This is a genomic window from Paenibacillus sp. 7516 (genome assembly GCF_002272715.1).
Classification (GTDB): Bacteria; Bacillota; Bacilli; order Paenibacillales; family Paenibacillaceae; genus Paenibacillus; species Paenibacillus illinoisensis_A.
In genome coordinates, this window is sequence record NZ_NPBI01000012.1 from 71,827 (window position 1) to 93,913 (window position 22,087).

The 22,087-nt window shown below is 49.2% G+C and carries 21 protein-coding genes and 1 riboswitch; of the genes, 5 read left to right on the forward strand and 16 right to left on the reverse strand.

Annotated features, from left to right (window positions below; translation table 11 throughout):
* Positions 1-42: 42 nt before the first annotated feature.
* The 3 genes from CHI14_RS11595 to licT form a co-directional block, all read right to left on the reverse strand.
* The gene (locus CHI14_RS11595; RefSeq protein WP_095288601.1) at positions 43-1,452 is read right to left on the reverse strand and encodes a glycoside hydrolase family 1 protein; all 1,410 of its coding nucleotides are present in this window, start codon (positions 1,450-1,452) and stop codon (positions 43-45) included.
* A 40-nt stretch (positions 1,453-1,492) separates the two neighbouring features.
* On the reverse strand, positions 1,493-3,400 hold the full coding sequence (locus tag CHI14_RS11600) for a beta-glucoside-specific PTS transporter subunit IIABC (RefSeq protein ID WP_095288602.1): 1,908 nt from the start codon (positions 3,398-3,400) through the stop codon (positions 1,493-1,495).
* A gap of 184 nt (positions 3,401-3,584) precedes the next feature.
* On the reverse strand, positions 3,585-4,445 hold the full coding sequence (gene licT, locus CHI14_RS11605) for a BglG family transcription antiterminator LicT (protein ID WP_095288603.1): 861 nt from the start codon (positions 4,443-4,445) through the stop codon (positions 3,585-3,587).
* 309 nt (positions 4,446-4,754) lie between these two features.
* Here licT and CHI14_RS11610 point away from each other — a divergent pair, with 309 nt between their 5' ends.
* Positions 4,755-4,922, forward strand: a complete 168-nt coding sequence (locus CHI14_RS11610) for a DUF3934 family protein (RefSeq protein ID WP_095288604.1) — start codon at positions 4,755-4,757, stop codon at positions 4,920-4,922.
* Positions 4,923-5,007: 85 nt separating this feature from the next.
* Here CHI14_RS11610 and CHI14_RS11615 read toward each other — a convergent pair whose 3' ends face one another.
* The gene (locus CHI14_RS11615; protein ID WP_095289079.1) at positions 5,008-6,747 is read right to left on the reverse strand and encodes a methyl-accepting chemotaxis protein; all 1,740 of its coding nucleotides are present in this window, start codon (positions 6,745-6,747) and stop codon (positions 5,008-5,010) included.
* A 428-nt stretch (positions 6,748-7,175) separates the two neighbouring features.
* On the opposite strand from CHI14_RS11615, the gene CHI14_RS11620 reads away from it, so the two are divergent.
* The 3 genes from CHI14_RS11620 (at position 7,176) to CHI14_RS11630 (ending at position 9,171) form a co-directional block, all read left to right on the forward strand.
* Entirely contained in the window at positions 7,176-7,799 is a 624-nt protein-coding gene (locus CHI14_RS11620) for a deoxynucleoside kinase (protein ID WP_095288605.1), read from the forward strand.
* Positions 7,796-8,452, forward strand: a complete 657-nt coding sequence (locus CHI14_RS11625) for a deoxynucleoside kinase (protein ID WP_095288606.1) — start codon at positions 7,796-7,798, stop codon at positions 8,450-8,452. Before CHI14_RS11620 ends, CHI14_RS11625 begins: the two co-directional genes overlap by 4 nt.
* Positions 8,453-8,688: 236 nt before the next feature.
* Positions 8,689-9,171, forward strand: a complete 483-nt coding sequence (locus CHI14_RS11630) for a hypothetical protein (protein ID WP_095288607.1) — start codon at positions 8,689-8,691, stop codon at positions 9,169-9,171.
* Between the two features lie 199 nt (positions 9,172-9,370).
* Here CHI14_RS11630 and CHI14_RS11635 read toward each other — a convergent pair whose 3' ends face one another.
* The 12 genes from CHI14_RS11635 to CHI14_RS11690 all read right to left on the reverse strand — a co-directional run bounded on the left by CHI14_RS11635 (position 9,371) and on the right by CHI14_RS11690 (position 20,696).
* Positions 9,371-10,114 carry a MerR family transcriptional regulator gene (locus tag CHI14_RS11635; RefSeq protein WP_095288608.1) on the reverse strand — a complete coding sequence of 248 codons (744 nt, stop codon included), beginning with the start codon at positions 10,112-10,114 and terminating at the stop codon, positions 9,371-9,373.
* Positions 10,115-10,310: 196 nt separating this feature from the next.
* Entirely contained in the window at positions 10,311-10,976 is a 666-nt protein-coding gene (gene thiE / locus CHI14_RS11640) for a thiamine phosphate synthase (protein WP_095288609.1), read from the reverse strand.
* Positions 10,976-11,788, reverse strand: a complete 813-nt coding sequence (gene thiD / locus CHI14_RS11645) for a bifunctional hydroxymethylpyrimidine kinase/phosphomethylpyrimidine kinase (RefSeq protein WP_095288610.1) — start codon at positions 11,786-11,788, stop codon at positions 10,976-10,978. Before thiD ends, thiE begins: the two co-directional genes overlap by 1 nt.
* On the reverse strand, positions 11,785-12,597 hold the full coding sequence (gene thiM, locus CHI14_RS11650; protein WP_095288611.1) for a hydroxyethylthiazole kinase: 813 nt from the start codon (positions 12,595-12,597) through the stop codon (positions 11,785-11,787). The genes thiD and thiM overlap by 4 nt, the downstream gene beginning before the upstream one ends.
* A 51-nt stretch (positions 12,598-12,648) precedes the next feature.
* A complete protein-coding gene (locus tag CHI14_RS11655; RefSeq protein WP_095289080.1) occupies positions 12,649-13,716 on the reverse strand; it encodes an ABC transporter substrate-binding protein in 1,068 nt (355 codons plus the stop codon).
* Between the two features lie 92 nt (positions 13,717-13,808).
* A complete protein-coding gene (locus tag CHI14_RS11660) occupies positions 13,809-14,621 on the reverse strand; it encodes an ABC transporter permease (protein WP_095288612.1) in 813 nt (270 codons plus the stop codon).
* A complete protein-coding gene (locus tag CHI14_RS11665; RefSeq protein ID WP_095288613.1) occupies positions 14,608-15,369 on the reverse strand; it encodes an ABC transporter ATP-binding protein in 762 nt (253 codons plus the stop codon). Before CHI14_RS11665 ends, CHI14_RS11660 begins: the two co-directional genes overlap by 14 nt.
* A gap of 170 nt (positions 15,370-15,539) precedes the next feature.
* A riboswitch (TPP riboswitch) is annotated at positions 15,540-15,642 on the reverse strand.
* A 105-nt stretch (positions 15,643-15,747) separates the two neighbouring features.
* Positions 15,748-16,875: a histidinol-phosphate transaminase gene (gene hisC, locus CHI14_RS11670; RefSeq protein ID WP_212676991.1), complete on the reverse strand. Its 1,128-nt coding sequence runs from the start codon at positions 16,873-16,875 to the stop codon at positions 15,748-15,750.
* An 18-nt stretch (positions 16,876-16,893) separates the two neighbouring features.
* Complete coding sequence (locus CHI14_RS11675; RefSeq protein ID WP_095288615.1) at positions 16,894-17,664, reverse strand: ATP-binding cassette domain-containing protein; 771 nt, start codon at positions 17,662-17,664, stop codon at positions 16,894-16,896.
* Positions 17,665-17,688: 24 nt separating this feature from the next.
* A complete protein-coding gene (locus CHI14_RS11680; RefSeq protein WP_095288616.1) occupies positions 17,689-18,474 on the reverse strand; it encodes an ABC transporter permease subunit in 786 nt (261 codons plus the stop codon).
* A 27-nt stretch (positions 18,475-18,501) separates the two neighbouring features.
* Positions 18,502-19,557, reverse strand: a complete 1,056-nt coding sequence (locus CHI14_RS11685) for an ABC transporter substrate-binding protein (RefSeq protein ID WP_095288617.1) — start codon at positions 19,555-19,557, stop codon at positions 18,502-18,504.
* Positions 19,554-20,696 (reverse strand): iron-containing alcohol dehydrogenase family protein, encoded by a 1,143-nt coding sequence (locus CHI14_RS11690; protein ID WP_095288618.1) that lies wholly within the window; start codon positions 20,694-20,696, stop codon positions 19,554-19,556. The genes CHI14_RS11685 and CHI14_RS11690 overlap by 4 nt, the downstream gene beginning before the upstream one ends.
* A 295-nt stretch (positions 20,697-20,991) precedes the next feature.
* On the opposite strand from CHI14_RS11690, the gene CHI14_RS11695 reads away from it, so the two are divergent.
* The gene (locus CHI14_RS11695) at positions 20,992-21,867 is read left to right on the forward strand and encodes a radical SAM/SPASM domain-containing protein (protein WP_095288619.1); all 876 of its coding nucleotides are present in this window, start codon (positions 20,992-20,994) and stop codon (positions 21,865-21,867) included.
* Positions 21,868-22,087: the final 220 nt, after the last annotated feature.

Consider the following 22,087-nt stretch of genomic DNA (forward strand, 5'->3'; position numbering starts at 1 on the left):
GATACTTTGTGTAATCGACTGGTTTTATTTTGGATGCTATGATTAACGGACTTCACCGTTGGTCTCAATCAATTTTTGATACCAATAGAAGCTTTGTTTACGGATACGTCTTAACTCCTTAATATCAAATTCCTCGCGGTCCACATAGATAAATCCATATCGTTTGCTGGACCCCTGATGTGTACTCACCAGATCGATCGCAGACCAAGGACAGAAACCAAATACATCCACACCATCCGTGATGGCCAGTTGAATCTGTTCAATATGTTTATTGAAAAATTCAATGCGGTAAGGGTCGTTGACCACGTCGCCTTCTTCCAGCTTGTCAAAAGCGCCGAGACCATTCTCTGTAACGATCAATGGCAGGTTATAGCGGGAATAAATCTGACGAAGAGTGGAGCGGAAGCCCACCGGATCAATCTCCCATCCAAACTCGGTCTTCTGCAGATTTGGATTCACAGATCCTCGGTATGCACCAGGTTCACCCACAATTTCATGCTGATCTCCTGTGTGGGAGAAATCATTACCATCATTCAGACTTTCGCCGACGGTCTGCGAAGTGTAGTAATTAAAAGCAATAAAATCAGGGTTTCCCTGAGCCAGAATATCCATGTCGCCATCCTCAATGACCGGAGTATACCCTTTCTCTTCAAGATAACTCCAGGCAATATGATTGTAGCGACCGTATACGGCCATATCGAGATAGAGCCAGTTGCGGATTGCTGCATAGTTATCGGCCGCGAGGGTATCTTCCGGTCTGGAGCTTGCCGGATAGATCACGCCAATATTGGGAGCCGGACCGATCTTCGCACCTGGAAGCATCTCATGGCATAGGACCATTGCTTTGGCTTGCGCGACGAGCATGTGATGATTTTGCTGATACAGTGTTTTTTGCGGATCAATCATCGTGGCATCCAGTGTGCCCAAAGAGCCAGGATGCAGGATGAGCATATTTTGTTCATTAATGGTCAGCCAATACTTGACCCGGTCCCCGTAGTTCTCGTACAGGGTTTTGGCGTATTGCTCAAAGGCATCGATTGTTGCCCGATTGGACCAGCCGCCTTGCTCTTCCAGCGCATAAGGAAGATCAAAGTGATACATGGTCACAATTGGTTCAATACCGTGTTTGATCAGTTCATTAATTAGTGAGTCATAGAAGGCAAGTCCTTTGGGATTAACCTCGCCTGCGCCTTGCGGATAGATCCGCGTCCAGGCGATGGAGAAGCGATAGGCTTTGAAACCCATCTCTGCAAGCAGGGCCACATCATCCTTATACATATGATAGTGATTGCTGGTCACCTTGAAGTCGGTTACACCTTCCACATGGTTTCCCATGTCAATAACGGAAGGACCTTTGCCATCTTCATTCCAGGCTCCTTCGATTTGATAGGCTGACGTTGAACCTCCCCAGAAGAAGTCTTTGGGAAATGGTTTGAGTTGAGTATGTTTCATTGTTCGTTCCTCCTAGTTGAGTTTTGAATAAGTAAGCTGATCAGACAACAAGAGTGAGCAGGACATCATTTTTCAGTACATGTTCCTGGGATGTTTCGAATACATCCACCTCGTGTTGTGTGAGGGTAACAATGACTGGAGTGACAGTTTCGTACCCGGCCTGCTTAATTTGTTCAATGTCAAATTGAATGAGCAGATCGCCCTGTCTGACGATGTCACCTTCCTGCACGACAGGAGTGAAATGTTTGCCTTTTAGCGCAACGGTATTAATCCCGATGTGAATCAGAATCTCGGTGCCCGCGCCTGTTGTTAACCCGATGGCATGCCCCGTTGGGAAGAGTGAAGTGACTACGCCATCCACGGGAGAAACAACTTCGCCAATCTCGGGTACGATAGCTAGTCCCTTGCCCATAGCACCAGTGGAAAAGGCAGGATCGTTGATCGTACTCAAAGCAACAGCTTTGCCCGTAAGTGGGCTATGAATTTGCTCTTTTTTGACCTCGGCAGTTTTTACCTCTGGAGCAGCAGAAACTTCTTTCGTTTTACTTTCGGACATTGCACCTGTGTTCGTATCATTGTCCTCCTTGACTTCTGCAACGGTGGCCTTGGTTTTGCTTTCGTACCCGAACATGACGGTTAATACCGCGGCAATGGCGAAGGAACAAACAATTGCAATGACGTAAACTACGGTTGGTGTGTATACCGGTATAGCAAAAATATTATGGAACACATATGCCGTCATTTTAACGCCAAAATGACCATTAATGGCACCACCGATTGCACCTGCGATGACAACGATTGGAATGACGCGTTTATAACGTAGAACCAATCCGTAAACGATAGGTTCCGTCACACCTGCGAGCAATCCCGTAAGGCTCGTTGAGCCTGCAAGTGTGCGGAGCGTTTTATCTTTTTTGGCTTTCAGGAAAATACCGAATGCAACACCGATTTGGGCAAATACGGCTGCAGCAGCCATCGCTTCGATTGGATCTCCGCCAACCCCGATATTTTGGATCGTGATCGGAGTGAATCCCCAATGGAGACCGAAGATGACCATGAAGGTCATGAATCCGCCCAGGACAATCCCTGATAATATCCCGCTGACGTCAATGAGCCACGTTACACCAGAGGAAATCCAGTCTCCTACGTTGGTGCCAAATGGACCAAAGGCCATCGCAGACAGAGGAACCATAATCATGAGGGCAATCATTGGAACCAGGAACAATTGCAGATCCTTCAGAATGATTTTCTTCAGCAGCCTATCGAGAAGGGCATAGATGCTGATGGATATGAATATCGGAAATACACTGGCTGAGTAGTTCATCATGACGACAGGTATGCCCAGGAACGATACATCGGAACCCTTGTCCATCAATCCGGTAAAGTTCGGTTCTAGCAGGGCGGCACCGATGACTCCGGCGACATAAGGATTGGCTTTCAGCTTCATGCCCAGCGTAATGCCGAGGAAGATAGGCAGAAAGTAAAATACGGCATTGCCGGCTGCGGATAAAATAAGATAGGTATCACTGGTGTCTGACATCCAGCCAAGCATGGTTAGAACGGTCAGCAGAGCTTTCAACATGCCTGATCCCGCCATGGCTGGAATTAACGGAGAGAAGCTTCCCGAGATAATTTCAAAAACTTTAGATAAGACCGAGGTTTTTTCACCTGTTGTCTCTGCGGTGGAGGAGGATTCTCCTCCAAAATCCCGATTCTTCATAATCTCTGCATATACATGAGCAACATGACTCCCGATCACAACTTGAAATTGTCCACCACTTTCCACAACGGTAATTACGCCATCATGTTTTTCAAGCGTTTCGCGCTCGGCTTTTTTGGAATCCTTGAGGTTAAACCTCAGCCGGGTCGCACAGTGGACAAGTCCGTTGATATTGGCTTCACCGCCGACGAGGCGTACGATGTCATCTCCCATTTTTTTATGATCCATGTTCATTCTCCTTTGTGGTCGAACTGCCCCTGAAAACAAAAAAATACCTAAACGGAGGGCAATGGCCATCCAAAATGGATGGGGTGCCAATCGTTTAGGTATCGCCTGCTTGACCAGTAACAATCCTTGTCGTTAAGTTGTGAGACCTACTATAAATGACAGCGAAATCGTTTGCAAGCTTTTTTTATTTCGTGTCCTGCATTTCATTTCGGGAAGTAACGCGGTGAATATGGATCGTCAAATACACCTTTTCATCAATGGACATCGCACTTTCGAACTTGTCCTCAAGGTAATGGTTGATCAATTGGGTACACTGAAAAGCCTTGCCGTATTTGTCTTTGACCTGATCATACAGAAAGTTATCACCAGACGCCGTCTGTTCCTGTTCATTGCTCACCATGCGCTGGACGAAATATTGCAAATGGGTAATAAACCTGGAGTAATTAAACGAATTTTCATCCAGGGTAATGCCATATTGATTGGTCACGATGTTGAATATGTCATCGATCACTTCGGTAATTTCAACCGTTTGCTGCATGCCCTGACCATCCTGTCTGGCGTTGACAAAATGCATGGCGATAAAACTGGCTTCATGTTCGTCCATCTGAATGCCGAATTGTGAATCGATCAACTCCAGCGCATTCATGCCGATCATGAATTCCTTTTTATAAAACTTTTTGATCTGCCATAACAGCGAGTTCTTCAGCCCGACGGACTTCCTGTACCGTGAGATGGCAAATTGGATATGGTCAATGAGGGAAATATAAATATTGTCACTAAAAATATCGCCCATTTCCCGTTTGGCATAGCCTACAATCTTGTCAGCCAATGTTAGATACTCCACGGAGGTTTCGCCCATCAGGTCGATCAGTTTCTGGGGGATCTTATCCGATTTGAGAACAAAGGTTTTCTCGATCTTATCCTCATCAACAGGCTGCCCATTTTTCTTCTTGAAGCCCAGACCATTTCCAATGACAACAAATTCATGACCCACCTGGTTCTCTGCCCGGATGACGTTATTGTTGAAAATCTGTCGAATGATCATCGTTGTTCACCTCTATTGCCGTTATTAATAACAAAAAACCCAAACAAAGGCTTATCACACAGCCTTTATTTGGGTATCGCCTGCTTACCAGTAACAATCCCGAAGAAGACGCGGCTTCTTCTTTCAATTATGTACACTATACCGCTTTCATAACAGAATAACAATAGAATCATTTTTGGAAATGAACGTAAAGATGTTTATTTTTGTTATAATAAGAAATGCTGGAAGTGAATACGATGGGCTGGGTTACGATAAAAGGTACCGAGGACGGTCATTTTTAAGCATATACAGGATTATTGGAGTGATAACATGAGCAAAGCAAAGGGTAAAGGCGGCACGGGCCGTGGTACCGGCAAAAAAGGCTGGAATCGCTGGCAAGCCAGTGCCAATCGGGCGAAAAGTGCCCCAAAGCCTTATAAAAGCAAAGGTACGAAGAAGAAAGACGATGCCGAAACTTCAAGTGACAAGTCCCAGTGAATGGGCACAAGATAAGATAGAAAAAGAGATCTTCCGTGAAAATCGGAAGATCTCTTTTTTTTTGTGAATGGCATCGTATATTCGATTAATTTGCTTGCTTAACTTTGAAGAATGATATCAGCTCCTGCAGCTGCTTGGACACGGCAGAGAGTTCATCCGAAGCACTGACAATGGATGCCATGGAAGCTTCCTGTTCAGCGATCGACTGTTCAATCTGCTTGCTGCTGTTAGCTGCCTTGCTAACACTTGCGGACAGCTCATCTGCTGTTGCAGACATCTCTTGTGTACTGGCGGAGATTTCCTCCGTAGAACTGGAGATATCCTGGATCTGATTCGCAACTTTGTTGGTGGCTGTCAGGATATCGCCGAAGAATTCACCTGTCTCCCGGGTAACCTGAGAACCTTTCTCTACTTCACGTGAACCAAGCTGCATAGCTTCAGCGGACTGCGCGATATCCCGCTGAATCTCGTCGATTAACGAGCGGATCTGATCGGCTGATTGCTGCGATTGTTCTGCCAGTTTGCGTACTTCTCCTGCCACGACGGCAAATCCTTTTCCTTCTTCACCCACACGCGCTGCTTCGATGGAAGCATTCAGGGCGAGCAAATTGGTTTGTCCTGCAATGTCAGTAATGAGATTGACAATACCGCTAATCTCATTGGAACGGTTTTCCAAAGACCGGATGGACTCGGATGTGTGTTGTACGGCTCCCGAGATCAGATCCATTTGCTCAATGACTTGCTGCATAATCTCATGGCCCGAATGGGACCGCTGTTCCATGCTCTGCGCTTCATCGGCTACCTCCGAAGAGCTGCTCGCGATGGTTTGGATAACAGTGGACATTTCCGTCATGGCACGTGCATTTTCTACAGAGGCCTGGTCCTGAGAGCGAAGGCCAAGGGAGATATCCCGAATATTCGTACTGATCATTTGAATATTACCATTGTTATTTTCCGAGATCTCCAACAATTTCTTGGAGGAGTTGGACAGGTGATGTGAAGTCAACTGGACTTTGGACATCGTATCGTTGAAACGTTCAATCATTGTATTGAATTTCTGATTAATGATCCCCAGATCATCTCGGCCTGTCTGGATGGATACATCCAGATTCCCCGAGCTGGCAACATCAATGCCCTTCATCAGGTTACGGATCGGAGTTAACGTTTTCTTCAACAAGACATATTGCAGGATCATGAACAGAAGCAGAAAACCTATAAGGAACATGCTGCTGTATGTAATCAGTTTATGAAGACCACTCGGGATTGCATTGGCATCGACATCGAAGTAAATGGCGGCGTACGTTTCACCTGCAGCATTCTTGATCGGATACATAATGGTAGTCCAGGTTCCATATTCGTCCGTATAAAAGCTGCTTAGTGCAGGTTGCCCGTCCTTCTTCATACCTTCCAGTGCTTTCACGTTTTCTTGTGGGAGTGGGTACATGGAGCCTACAGCCAGATTCAATTCTTCGAAAGGCTGAACCAGGTTGGTCGGAACGGCGATGATGGACGTTTGGTTGCCTTCCGCCAGCTCGGTTCCAAAAATATAGGTCTGGGCAATGTTGGGATACAGTTCATGGATGGAATCCAGATAGTCCCGCAGTTCTTTTTGCACCGGACCGTCATAGCTTTTTTCATTAATGGCTTCAAGCACTTTGGCTGTGTCCAGATCGTCCGACCACTTCTGGGTGGTCACTTTGGCCTGATCATAGAGCTGCTGGCTGAGTACGTTTTTCTGCAGCTGATATCCAGCTGTAATCAGGATGATTCCAATCAACATAATACTACCGAAAGATATAACGAGGTTTTTGGCAAAGAAAGGCATGGTGCTCCATCGAATCTTAGCTAACAACTTGCTTCTCTCCTTTTTTCTGGTTAAATTGTTCTATTCGTATATGTGAATCGTTCCAGACTCTTCTAGGACCTCCAGACATATCGTATTCATGGAATATATCGTAATAAAGTCATATGAATGTTAGTAATGAAAATAAAATGATGCTTTAGCACTAAAGCTTTCAGCGTCTTTTTCGCGTTTTTCATCAAAGGTGGAGAAGGATCGGAGCAAGAAAATGATTCATTATGCAAGCAGTCCTCTTCATCGTATGGTGTAATCAGGCCATTCGCGGGAGGGCTATTTAGTAGAGAATAACTTTACATAAAATACTGGCCTTCGACTCTACGGGCTGTGATACAATAGGTGAGGTCTATACAGAAACGGAAACACGCATGAGGTCGAGGAGGAGCAGGAACACGATGAAATCAGCCCCGTTTATTGCGGTGGAAGGTGCGATTGGAGCAGGGAAAACCACGCTGGCAACGATGCTTTCCAAGGAATTAAACCTTCCGCTGGTGAAGGAAATAGTAGAAGAGAATCCCTTTCTGGCTTCTTTCTATCAAAATATTGATGAGTGGAGCTTCCAGCTTGAAATGTTTTTTCTATGCAACCGGTTCAAGCAATTGGAAGACACAGGTCTGCACTACATTGCACAAAATACTCCCGTCATATCGGATTATCATATCTACAAAAATATGATCTTTGCCGAACGTACCCTGAAAGGGACCAAACGGGACAAGTATCGTCAAATCTATCACTTGTTAACCGACGATCTGCCTAAACCCAATCTGGTGTTATACATCGAAGCCGAGCTGGACACATTGATGTATCGCATTAACAAACGTGGACGTTCCTTTGAACAGGACATGGACCCGGCATATATGGAACAATTGATCGCGGATTACAAAACAGGCATGGCCTACCTGGCAGATGGTACGAACCCGCCAACCATTATTAAAGTAAATGCGGAGCAGCTGGATTTTGTGGAGCATCCTGAACATTTCAAGCAGATTGTTAATCAGGTAAAGGAGTATATCAAATGAATAACTATGGCATTCCGGCGAATGCATTAATTACGGTAGCAGGTACGGTTGGCGTGGGCAAGTCCACGTTAACGGCAGCACTTGCGCAGCGTTTGAATTTCAAGACATCTCTGGAGCAGGTCGATCATAATCCGTATCTGGAGAAGTTCTATCATGATTTTGAGCGTTGGAGCTTCCACTTGCAAATTTACTTCCTGGCGGAGCGTTTCAAGGAACAGAAGAAGATCTTCGAGCTTGGCGGGGGGTTCGTGCAGGATCGCTCCATCTATGAAGATACGGGAATTTTTGCACAAATGCATGCGGATCAGGGCACGATGTCAGCCACAGATTTCGAAACGTACAGCAGTTTGTTTGAAGCGATGGTGATGACACCGTATTTCCCTCATCCCGATGTGTTGATCTATCTGGAAGGCAGCCTGCCGTCCATCTTGAACCGGATCACGGAACGCGGACGTGAAATGGAAATTCAAACTGACCGCTCATATTGGGAACATATGCATGAACGTTATTCGGTATGGATTGATCAGTTCACCGCTTGTCCGGTACTGCGTCTGAACATTGATCATTATGATGTACATGATCCGGCTTCCGTTGATGCGATTCTGGCACAGATTGCTGCGGTCATTCAGCCGTCCAAAGAAGCGCAAGCATAAGATGTCAGCAGAGTTTGGATTATAAATGATCCGGAGTTAAAGATCCCTTCTTCAGCTTAAGGCTGGCAGAAGGGATCTTTGCGTTGCTGTAATATATAATGCGAATCGCCGTGCTTTCTTTCTTATAATTTTCAGAAAAGAATAGAAATTTGTTGAAAGAAGGCACATTTTGTGGTTTCATAAGAAAGGTGAATTCTGGAAAATAAGCATAAGCATGACTCAGGAGGGAAAAGCACGTGGAAGAGAAACAAGGAATCCGAATTGGCTTGCCGATCATCGGTGGGTTGATTGCAGCGATTGTTGGGGGAGCCGTGTGGGCAGCAATTGCAGCATCAACGGAATATGAGGTGGGGCTTATCGCTATCTTGATTGGGGCACTTACGGGGTATGCGGTTGTGTTGTTCTCCAACAAACGGATTGCAACGGTACATAAAATCATTGCGGTTATTTTCGCACTTCTCGGCATTTTGCTGGGTAAGTATCTTACCGTGGTTTATTTTACATCCCAGTTGTTCGGAGATATCGGAATGATGGAACTGGCGTTTGATGTTGAGATCATCCGCGAGTTCTTCGCAACCATTACCGATTACTTCAGTGAGCCGATTGATCTGTTATTCATCGTGCTGGCTATTTTATCCGCATGGCGGATTCCGGCACGCATGGCGAAGACCAGCCTGGCATCGACGGCTTCGTCATCCGATCAAGCGCCCAGAGCTTAATAGGAGAACGCTACCTCGGTAATCAGAACGGTGCAATGTAGTCACTGGTTATATCATGTAAAAAGTACTCAGAGTGAAGGGCCGGAAGGGGTCCCTTACATTGCGGCTGAGATACAGGGAAAGGGACGTAACGCCTACTGGCGTACGTCCCTTTTTTATACTTGGAGTAGATCGGATGTCATGAGAAAAGCATATAGCATTAGCTCTTACGGTCAGCAAAGACCGCCATCGCATCCCTCATGAACAGGGCCAAGCCTTCGCCAAATTGATCGATATTACGCGTGAAGCGTTCGTCTTCCACATACATCTGTCCGAGTCCTCTGAAAGCCTCCGCGGAATAGTTCCCCATAGTGTTCAGGTAGGCATACCATTCGGCGATTCCTGCCTGAGCCTCGTTCGAGGCAGGATCGTTGTGACGTAGTTCAGCCAGTCGTGTATAAATTTCATTCATTTCATCAGACAGGGCTTTCTGTTCTTGGGCAGATTTGCCCTGAAGTTTCTGGTTTGCTTTTTCTACAGCTTCGTCTCCCCAACGCTCTCTGGCTTCCTGTTCATACGGATTTTTGCTGAAGTCGAATCCTTCGAACTGTTCTTTCGTTGTCATGTGTATCTCTCCTCTCATATGCAAAACGCTTCGATCAATGGTGGCGATCATTTGATCAAGTCGCTGACGCTTTTCTAGCAAAATACGGCGGTGCATCTGCAGTGCTCCTTCCCGGTCAAAGGAAGGATTCGTGATAATGCTTTTGATCTCTTTCAGGGAGAAATCAAGCTCTCTGAAAAATAAAATCTGCTGCAGTGTTTCCAGATTGGCATCCGAGTACAGCCGATATCCGGCTGAAGTGACTTCGTCCGGGGTCAATAATCCGATCTCATCATAATGATGCAGTGTGCGCACACTGATCGAGGCAAGCTCGGCAACTTCTTTGACTTTCATGGCCATGATCAACACCTCCTTACACCACCGATTGTATAGCGTCACGTAACGTGAGAGTCAACAGGCAAAAAAAGATGCGAGCCAGGAGGCCGCATCCGGAACAGCATGGAACAATAATGTTGGGTAAACGGTGAGGCAGTCATGCTGGTAGGGGCAGCCTGCCCCAGCGTGTGGGGAGGGGAGGCGGTGCAGGGAGGCACGGCTATGCCTGCATCCCACGCACCGCCGTAGCGAACTGCGCAGCCGCTGCGCGCACATCGGCCGCGCCCGCGATGGCGGAGATGACGGCTACGCCGTCCGCTCCTGCCGCCATCACGGCGGCCGTGGTATCGGGCGTAATGCCGCCGATACCCACCACCGGAACTGCGATGCCTGCGGCGCGCAGTTCCGCCACCCCGGCGGGGCCCAGCACAGCGTGGGCATCCGCCTTGGACCGCGTCGGGTACATGGGCCCGACGCCAAGGTAGTCGGCGCCCGCCTGCACGGCACGGCGCGCCTCAGCCACGGAGTGGGCGGATACGCCTAGCATCCGCCCGGCTCCGATGCGGGCGCGTACCAGCGCCGCGTCCGCATCGTCCTGGCCGACATGCATGCCGTCGGCCTCCACTGCCACAGCCAGCTCCACATCATCGTTCACGATGAACGGAATCCCGTGCTGGCTGCACACCTCGCGAAGTCGCATCGCAAGCGAGATGCGGGCTTCGCCAGCAAGGGCGCCAGTTCCCTTCTCGCGGAACTGGAACAGCGTGATGCCGCCGGCGATGGCTTGGCGCAGCACATCCACAGGGTCCAGCGTGGTATTCACGCTGCCCATCACCAGGTACACCTGCATGGCCTGACGTACCGCCTCTGCATCCCATCTGCGCATTACTGCTCACCCCGCTGTCTGCGCTGATACGCAAAATGATTCGTTGGCCCGTGTCCGGCCCCAATCCCCAGTTCGTCCTCAATGGCCGCCTGAATGAACGCTCGCGCGGTTGTTACGGCAGCCAGGACAGACGAGCCCTTGGCCAGTTCGGCCGTAATGGCGGCAGAGTACGTACATCCGGTTCCATGGGTGTGGCGTGTCACAATGCGTACGTTCTCTAGATAGTGAAAGGACGTGCCGTCATAGAGCACATCAACAATCATCCCGTTACCTTCAGCATGTCCGCCTTTGACCAGAGCATACGCAGAGCCCATATGCACGATTCGTCTGGCAGCTTCTTCACGATCCGCCAGATTGCGGATGGTCATTCCGGTGATCAATTCGGCTTCCGGAATATTCGGTGTTGTGATTAATGCATGTGGAAGCAGATCCGTGACCAGGGCGTGCACCGCCTCCTGCTGGAGTAACGGGGCACCACCTTTCGCTACCATGACCGGATCAATGACCAGATTGGTCCAGCCGAATTGCCGCCACTTCTCGGAAACCAGGCGAATGGTTTCTGCACTGAAGAGCATGCCTGTTTTTACCGCTCCGGGCTGGAAATCTTCACCTGTAGAATCCAGCTGCCGAGCAATGCCTTCCAAGGGAACCGGATAGACTCCCTGAACGCCCAGTGTATTCTGTGCGGTAACGGCAGTAATAACAGACAAGCCGTAAGCGCCCAGCTCCTGAAAGGTTTTCAAATCCGCCTGAATGCCGGCCCCGCCGCCATTATCCGACCCGGCAATCGTGAGTGCCTGCGCCATACTCATTGGGTATCACCGCCAAGCTGTCGAACCTGAGCCTGCTGAGCGACCACGTCCGGGGTTACCAGCGCAAGCTGGTTTAGCAGCTCGATCTGGAAACTACCTGGCCCGAGATTGGCCGTGCGCGCTGCCGCGATCTCGGCTGCAACGCCATAGAAGGCAAGTGCTTCAACAACACTGCTTAGCAATTCTTCTCCTGACGGTGCAACCGCAGCAAAGGCACCTATGATGGAGCTGAGCAAACATCCTGCACCAGTGACCTGGGTGAGCAGGGCATGTCCATTTTGCGTAAGGAACGTGGTCTGTCCATCCGTAATGACATCCTCGCGTCCAGTGATAACGACAACACAGCCAAGCTTCTGCGCTGCCCGCTCGGCGATCCCGATGCGGTCCCCTTCGCCCTGGCCTGCATCGACACCCTTGATGCTCCAGTTCTCGCCTATGACATTGGCGACTTCGGCTACGTTGCCCCGCAGTACGGTAAGTCGAAGCTCACGCACGAGCATCTGAACCGTATCCGTGCGATAGGCCGTAGCGCCAGCTCCCACCGGGTCGAGTACAACTGGCACATGATGGGCATTGGCCGATTGTCCGGCGATGCGTATGGCCTGAACGACCTGGTCATCGAGTGTGCCGATGTTGAGCACGACCGCTCCGGCCATTTTGGCAACATCGGCTACCTCTTCATGCGCATATGCCATGAAGGGAGAGGCGCCCAGAGCGAGCAGACCGTTGGCCGTAAAGGGAGCAACCACGAGGTTGGTAATATTGTGAACCAGTGGATTATGAGTACGAACACGTGCCAGATATGACATATGAAATTCCCTCCTGATAAGCCATTATTTTTATAGCAGCAACTGAACGTTTTACTTCTCCTGCAAGTTGATAAACGCATCCTCGGCTTGAACCGACTCCGGAACCAACTCACGTTGTACCAGCCACTTCCGCACGTTTTCCCAGGAGGAGGTCTCCTGCCAGCCAAACGAGGTACCTTCTTCGGTCATGAGCGGCAGCAGAATGTCCAGGCTCTTTGTTTCAATATCCCGATCCAGCGGGGACGTCTCATTTTCGTGTGCGAGCAGGATGTTCAATGCTTCTTCCGGATGCTCAGTCACATAGTTCTGACCTTCCTGGATCGCTTTGACGAAGCGGGTGAGCTGTTCCTTCTTCGCCTCAATTCCCTCGTCGCTTGCCGTGAGAACGAGTTCGTAATAATCCGGCACGCCGTAATCGACGGGATTAATCGATTTGACGGCATGACCTTCTTTCTCGAGAATCAACTGCTCATGATTGATAAATCCACCCATGATCGCATCGGCCTGACCGGAGGCCAGCGAAGGGATCAGATCAAAACCGACATCCACCAAATTCATGCGGTCCGGATCACCGCCATCCTGACTCATCATCGTACGTACCATGGCTTCATATAGGGGAACGGAGGAATACCCTACCGTCATTCCTTCAAGATCTTTGGGTGAGTTAACCTTCCCGTCCGTTTCCGTCAGCAGATGAACGAGTGGATGCCGAACGACAGCGGCAATGGATCGAACGGGAATGCCTTCTCCACGGGCTAGCATAATTTGCGGCTGATAGCTCAGCGCCAGATCCACTTTGCCAGCAGCTACAAGCTTGAGCGCATCATTCGTATCGGCAGGCATCTGAATGTCCACATCGAGACCTTGGTCTGCAAAATATCCCTTTTCCTGTGCTGCATATATAAAGGAATGGACTGCGTTCGGATACCAGTCAAGCATGATGGACAATGAATCATGGTCACCAGACGACGATCCGGTTGTTGTTGAATCTGTGCCCTGTATCTGGGGATCGGGATCGGACGATGAGGGCTTGGCACCTGTATTGCCACAACCGCTGACGATCAGCAATAAACAGATGAGGGCAGGAAGCAGGATGTGAATGATTTTCTTTTTTCTCATGGATAAATGAGCCTCGTTTCGTTCATTTTTGTTTGGTTCCAATTGCTGATATGTTCCAAAGAGATCGACAGGAAGGAGCAGCACTTGTTATCTCATTGCGATTGCCTTTTCATCGACGTTCCTCTGCGTGCATGGTCTGCATTCCGCTTCAATCCGAGGGTTCGCTCCAGCCAGGCAATAAGCACGAACAGACCGATGCCCAGCAAGGATAACAGCAGAATGGAGGCAAACATCGCATCCGTATTCATGTTGCTTGACATTCTGCGGCTGAAATAACCAAGACCTTTGCTGCCTCCGAGCCATTCGCCAATGGTTGCGCCGACCACGCAGTACACCACTGACATCTTCAATCCTGAAAAGAAAGAGGGGAGCGCAAGAGGTACCTGAAGCTTGCGGAACAGATCCCACTTGCTTGCTCCCATGGTCATCAGCAGTTCGCGCTGTTCCGGGTCGCCTTGACGGAGACCATCATAGGTGCTGACCACAATCGGGAAGAATGCGATCAGAAACACCACAGCGACTTTGCTCCAGAGTGTGTAGCCAAACCACAGAATGAATACAGGAGACAGGGCAATCAGTGGAATCGTCTGGCTGATTACGATGAAAGGGTACAGCGCCTTTTCAATCGAAGGGCTGAGGTGCATGCCCGCTGCCAGAGCGCTTCCGGCCACGATGGACAAGCCGAAGCCAACTGCTACCTCCATCAATGTGGCAGGTAGATGGGTTCCGAGGAGCAGACGCCGATACTCAACTAGAGAACTTACTATCGATGTAGGTGCAGGGATAATGAAAGATGGAACCCAGCCTAATCGAACGATGCATTCCCAGCTGGCAAGCATCAGGAGGAGAAGCGCAGCGAACAGGCCATAGCGGGCAAACCATCTGCTGACATTAAAGCTTCGCATGTAGTTGTTCCTCCAACCGTTGTCGCATCTGTATAAGATCCGGATCATAGACCATGCCCGAATGTCTCGGACGGGGCAGAGGCACCGTCATGTCCAGCAGCTGCCGACCGCCAGGAGTTAGTAGGATAATCCGGTCACTTAATAAAAGGGCTTCTTCAATATCATGCGTGATGAACAGCACCGTTTTGCCGAGGCCTTCCCACAATTCAAGCAGCCAGCGATGCATCTCCCGCTTGGTCATGGCGTCAAGCGCGCCGAAGGGCTCGTCCAGCAGCATCAGCTGTCCTCCCGTCAGCAAGGTGCGCAGCAGGGCGACCCGCTGCTTCATGCCGCCGGACAGTGCGTCCGGGTAGGCATTCTCATAGCCGGATAAGCCGAATCTGTCGAGTCCGGCCATAATGTCAGTGCGCAGCTTCATCTTGTCCTGCTTCCTCGGAGCAAGCTCCGAGGGAAGCAGGCAGTTCTCCATAACCGTCCGCCAGGATAACAGCAAATCCTTCTGCGGCATGTAGGCAACCCGCCCGAGTCGTTGTCCTGACGGCACCCCAGCAATTTCGATCGTGCCATCTGTCGGTTCAAGCAAACCTGCCAGCAGCTTGAAGAGCGTGCTCTTGCCCGATCCGCTGGAGCCGATCAGCGAGACGAATTCTCCCTTTTTTACACACATCGACACCTTGGAGAGCACGGGGGAATGTCTCTGATCCGGAAAAGTGAAGGTCATGTTGTTAATCTGTACATCGTTGCTCATCTGGTTCCTTGACCCCCTTGGAATAAAAACTGCCTGAACGGAAATGCACGTTGTTTGCGATCTGTATTTAAGTAAACGCGAAAAAGCCCGCCCATTTCCGGAGAAATGAGTGGGCCTGTTAAGTTCAACCGACATTCATGTTCATATGAATATGAAAAAAATCCGTTAACTGAAAGTCCGCTCCACTTCCCTCCGCTGGTATGATCCAGATCAGGTTCAAAGGGTCCGAATACATTCATTCGTCTCAGCCGCAAGGCTCCCCTAGTGCAATCGTTCAAGATATGCAGTTGTGTACACAGCATATATCACATTCACGCGAGATGTAAAGAGGGCGGCTTAAAAGAAGTGTGCGTAAAGAAGTTAGGAAAGTAACCTATTCTAATTGTTTGAATGTAACAGTGAATCAAGCTCACCGATCAGACGGGCAATCTGCTCAGGTGTGCCAATCGTAATCCGAAGCCAGGTAGGCATACCGAATTCGGCACCGCCGCGGACAGAGATGCCTCTGTTCAACAATTCTTTGGTAATCGGGCCGCTATCCTGCAACAGATCCACCATGATGAAATTGGTTTCGGAAGGGATGTAGGGTAATTTCCACTGATCAAAGGATTGCGTTAACGTTTCCCGTCCCTGACGATTGTAGTGCAGGCAATGAGAAACAAATTCATGATCATCCAGGCTGGCCGAAGCAGCGGCTTGGGATGCGGCTGTCAGACTGATGGGCAGCTTGACCCGGTTAATGCCTTCAATGATGCTTTCATTCGCGATGCCATATCCAATTCGCAGGCCGGCCAGTCCATATATTTTGGAGAAGGTCCGCAGAATAATCAGATTATTATACTGCTCCAGCAGCTTAACCGTATCAGGGTAATCCTCACTTTCCGCGAATTCATAATACGCTTCGTCCAGGACAACCACGACATGGGAGGGCACATATTCGAGTAAACCAAGCAGGGCATCTGCCGTGAAAATGGTTCCGGTTGGATTATTCGGATTGCACAGCCAGATGATTCGGGTAGAAGCATTGATCCGCTGCCGGAATTGCTCCAGGTCCAGTGAATGGTTGACCAAAGGCACTTCATGAATAGCCCCGCCTGCAAGCAGCGTAGCGCCCTTATACCAGTTAAAGGAGGGGACCGGAATGAGTGATTCCTCGCCGGGATTAAGATAGGCTTGAGCGGTAAGGGTTAGGAGCTCGAATGATCCACTGCCAAATACCAGTTGGGAGGTACGCACACCCAGACGTTCCGCAAGTTTGTCACGCAGCAGTTGGCTGGAACCGTCGGGGTATTGAGCCAGAAGATCGGAGCTCAGCGATCTGACTGCTTCCGCTGCCAGGGGAGGAGAGCCAAACGGATTCTCGTTCGCTGCAAGTCGATCTACACTTTCCAGTCCCAATTCCCGCCGGATCTGTTCCATGGATTTGGCAGGTGTATAAGCCGGAATTTGATTTAACAGATCTTTAACAGGAGGAGAGGGAACGGTTGAGAGGGATTGCATAGTCATACCTTCTTTCCAATGGAATTAGATCGAGAATGATATCTGTTTCTGGGCTATCTGCTGTGGTGTCTCTTGTGAAGGAGTCAACAAGCGATTTAGAATAAGATTTTCAAAATGAGCAAACCCGCTGTCCCGAACACGTGGACGTTCCAGCGTAATTCGGGTATCCATCGTTATATGACCATCCTCGATTAACAGCACCCTGTCAGCCAGCGCAACCGCCTCACTGACATCATGAGTGACCAGAATGACAGTCAGATCTTCTTCTACCCACAAGCGTTCGATTAATTGCTGCATCTCAATTCGGGTCAATGCATCCAATGCACCCAGCGGTTCATCCAGCAGCAGTAAACGCGGATGACTTGCGAGTGCCCGTGCCAAGGCAACACGTTGTTTTTGTCCGCCAGATAATACCCCCGGCCAGTCACCTTCACGCTCTCCAAGTCCTACATTGCGAAGTGACTGGCGTGCATCGTTCTTGTCGGGGATTCCCAGCCGTACATTGTCCAGCACGGATTTCCAAGGCAGCAGTCGGGCTTCCTGAAACAGAAACCGTGTCTCTGGTGCTGTACTGCCAAGCTTTCTGTTGCCCAGCATAACGCTTCCGGAAGAGGGGGATTCCAGCCCGGCGATCAGACGCAGCAAAGTGCTTTTGCCACAACCACTTCGTCCAACGATGGCTATAAATTCCCCTTGTCTTACATTGACATTGATGTCGGATAGAATTGTCCGCTGATCATACGATTTCTGAACCCTATCTACTTGAAGAAAAGGACTGATCTGACTTGTGCTCATGGATCAATTCACGCTCCTTTGGCTTTACTTGCGGGATAGAGCCGGGTTCCAGCGCAGCCAGCGCCGTTCCAGCCATTTGGCGATGGTATCGGACAGCTTGCCCAGCAGGGCATATAGCAGAATGCTTAAGACGATTACATCCATCTGCATGAATTCCCGCGCATTCATCGCCATGTAACCTATCCCCGCATCCGCCGCAACCGTCTCGGCTACGATAAGGGTCAGCCACATAATGCCAAGTGCATAACGAATACCCACGAGAATGGAAGGCAGTGCACCAGGTAGGATAATGTCTTTATAAAGGGACCAACGGCTGAGGCCATATACTTTGCCCATTTCAATCAGACCGGGATCGACCGATCGTATGCCGTGGAACGTATTCAGATATACCGGAAAGAATACACCCAGGGAAACGAGAAATAATTTTGCTTCTTCACCGATCCCGAACCACACAATAACGAGGGGGATCAAGGACAGATGCGGAATGTTACGGATCATCTGTACCGAGGAGTCGGCGATCTTTTCCGCAAGGGAGGAGATGCCGTTCAGCACTCCCAGCAGAAAACCCAGACCCCCACCAATGAGGAATCCTCCCAAAGCTCGTCTGGCACTAATACTGATATTGTTCAGTAGTTCACCGTTACCAAGCAGACGAATGAAGGCCTCCAGTACTTGAGCGGGACGGGGCAAAATATTGGCTGCAACAATTCCGGATGCAGTCAGCCATTGCCACAGAGCCAGAATGAGTAGTGGTACAACAAAAGGAATGAACTGGTTAAACCATGCCCGGTTAAAGGTTTTAGACCGCACGTTATGCCTACCTCCTTGCTTCCTTCGTTATTGACTACCTGGAGCTGGAAGTTGATCTTGAAGTGCATCACTCCAGAATGTGCTCACATCGACTGCCTGCCCAAAAATTCCCGCTTGCTGAAACGTATCTGCTACGTCCTGTTCGGACTTGATGGCCTCATCAGAAATGGCAACAATACGTGATGGGCGTTGTGCTTCTCCATCCGTGTAGGTTTTAAGGGCTTGTTCCACCGGCTGGTGGGTATTGTCTGCTGTAATTTGAGCCCACGCATCCTTATTGGCACGAGCCCAATCATTGAATTTGTTGATTCGCTCCAAATAATCGGCTAAGGCCTCTTTCTGTTCCGCATTTGCAATAGCCTGATCGGAGGCGGCTACAAGGAAGCTGCCTGACAGGATATCTTTGGCGCTGGCGAGCGTTGTTGCTTCATTCTGATGTGCGGAGATGATGGCATTGCCGTAACTGGCAAGGGCATCCACTTTCCCGCTAATCAGGGCGCTGAGTCCGTCAGCTGTTGAAAGTTCGACCGGACTGATGTCACTCCAGGTTAGTCCGGCTTCCTCCAGCATTTTGAGCAGGAAATAGTGGGCCGTTGTATTTTTTACGAAAGCAACTTTCTTGCCTTTCAGGTCAGCAACTGATTTGATAGAAGAACCTTTGGGAACAACGACCTCCTGATTTAAGGTGCTGCCTTGTTGTACCGCAATAATTTTGAAGTTTCCACCATTGGCAGCCTGAGATGCAAAAATGGGTGGAATTTCACTGGTCACACCAAAGTCCAATTGATTTGCAGCCATCGCTTCGAGGATCAGGTTACCTCCCTGAAATACGTTATAAGTGACTTTATAGGGGGTGTCATCGAGTCCGGCGGCTTTTAGCCCCAATTCGAGATTTCCCCATCCGGTCTGACCAACACGAATAGTAACGTCTTTATTCGAAGCAGCTGATGCTACTGTCGGTGTTGTGCCTGTACCCGCGGCCTGATTGTCAGTTCCGGCAGAGCAGCCGGAAATCAGCAACAACAGAAGCGCGCTCAGAAAGGCAGTTAAGGGAAGAGTGTACTGGCGGTTTGGACGAATCATAGGGAGGAAACCTCCTTGGTGTATGTACTGCTTTCACTGGACTGACTAGATTCTATGAATGTTTGGCCGATGCGGTCTGCCTGAAGGATGGCTTCGGTTACCTGCGCCGTGCTAACTCCGAAGGAGAGATGTGCTGCACTGCCTTCCCGCAGCTGTAGTCCTGCTGCAATGCGCGCAGCAGCTTCCTGAGGCTGTTGTTGTATGCCGAGTTGGGCAAGAGTGATAGGCAGATTCAGCTTATGTAACAGAGTGGTCAGCTTCTGAAGCTCATCCCCTGCTTTGCCTTCAAGGATCCACTGGGTGAAAAGTCCAAAGGCTACCTTTTCTCCATGCAGTGAAGCGTGTGTTTCGGGTAATTTGGTGAGGCTATCATGTAGCCCATGAGCAATTGCGGCATGAAGTGATCCATCGCTAATGCTGCCTACAAGGCCTGCGAGCACAATAATGGCATCGGCAACATCACGGAATTGAGGTGTACTACCGGTTGTATCCGTGGATTCATAGACATCGATGGCGTGCGCTTCGAGAATATCGAGTGCAAGCTTGGCAGTGCTGACACTGTTTCGGAGAGTGAGGCTGGTGGCGTTGCCACTTAGATTAACGGCGAACTCATGCCATTTTACGAGTGTGTCACCGATCCCAGCGGCCAAATACCGCCTTGGTGCACTCGCCAGAATATGAGGATCAGCCAGAACAAGATGAGGCGAACGGCACAGCGGACGATATCCTGCAGATTGGCCCTGTTCATCATAGAGCACGGTTAAGGCGGACCAGGCAGCGCAGGTTGCGGCAATCGTTGGGACCGTTACAATGGGCAATTGGGCTTGCTCGGCCACCGCTTTGGACAGATCGAGCACTTTACCACCACCGACGCCGATAATCAGATCAACATCCAGATCGAAAGCTTGCTGCGTAAAAGTACCAATCTGTCCTGTCGTAACCTCACCGTAAAACAATTGCACATGGAACTTGATCTTATGCTCTTCCAGTGAAGGAAGAAGATAAGGTTTTACTGCTTTTAATGCAGACTCACCGGCGATGATCAGAACATGCTGCCCAAGCTGAGCAATCCGTGGACCACTTTGCTCAAGAATGTTAGCTTCGTGTACATATACTGCAGGTGCCTTAACAGTAATCATCAATACACTCTCCTCATAGCTTATTATTCTTACGTTTTAACTTGGTTTTAAATTGTTTAGATTCTAGCATTGCGTTTCGGCAACCACAATAACCCGGACAATCAATACATCCTATACTTCGATTGAAAGAATCTATAAGTGAACGTAATTAATAGATTCGAGGAGAAAAAGGGAATTAACAGTCTGGTCGATTTACCTCGGCTCCCGAACCCGATATAATGGTGATGGCACATATGGCCGGATTACAAATGAGGGTGGGACTGTTCTCCCTCCTAAGCAGAATGGGGACCCCGAGTTGAAAACGTTCAAGAAAGTATATATTGAAATTACAAGCATATGTAACCTGGCATGCAGCTTCTGTCCGCAGACCAAGCGTGCCAAAGGATTCATTGACCCTGAAGTCTTCAACAATATATTGGATCAGATTAAGCCACATACCAAACACATTTATTTGCATGTCAAAGGGGAACCGTTACTTCACCCCAAAATTGATTTGTTACTGGATTCCGCACACGAGAAGGGATTCAAGGTAAACATAACAACGAACGGAACGCTGCTGCCCAAGACCCAGCATAAACTGCTTGGCAAACCGGCATTACGGCAAATGAACTTCTCGCTGCACAGCTTCGATGGGCACGAGGGATCGACGGACCGTGAGGGATACCTCAGCAACATTCTATCTTTTGCCCGGGAAGCTGTGAAACATAACGTGATCATCTCGTTCCGGCTCTGGAACCTGACGCAGGATAACTTCACAAATGCCCAGATGAATCGGAACCGGGAAACACTGGAGGTACTGGAGCGCGAGTTCAACCTGGATTTCCGCATTGAGGAAAAGGTGGTTCCAGGCAGCGGCGTCAAAATTGCGCCGAATGTCTATCTCAATCAGGACCATGAGTTCCAGTGGCCAAGTCTGGATGCACCAGAGGATGATGGTAAGGGCTTCTGCCATGCACTGCGCAGTCAGGCGGCCGTTCTTGTGGATGGCACGGTTGTTCCGTGCTGCCTTGATGGCGAAGGTGTCATTAATCTTGGTAACGTCCATGAGAAGTCATTCTCGGAGATTGTTGAAGGCGAGCGGGCGAACAATCTGGTTTATGGTTTTTCCAAGCGGGAAGCTGTGGAGGAACTATGCCGGAAATGCGGATATCGTCAGCGGTTCGGAGCCTAGTCAAATAAAAATGTGTTTAGAGCGCGCCATTCGAATGTTTATTTCGGGTGGTGCGCTTTTCTATTTTTATTGCAGAATAGTTTAGATGATAAAAATTGAAATCAATCCAGGATAAAAACTTTTTTGTAAAATCATAGTTTAATAATCTTGTTTTTATGAGTTTGCATGGTATTATTATCCTATTGATCAGGAGGTGATATAGTTCCATAGATTCACATAT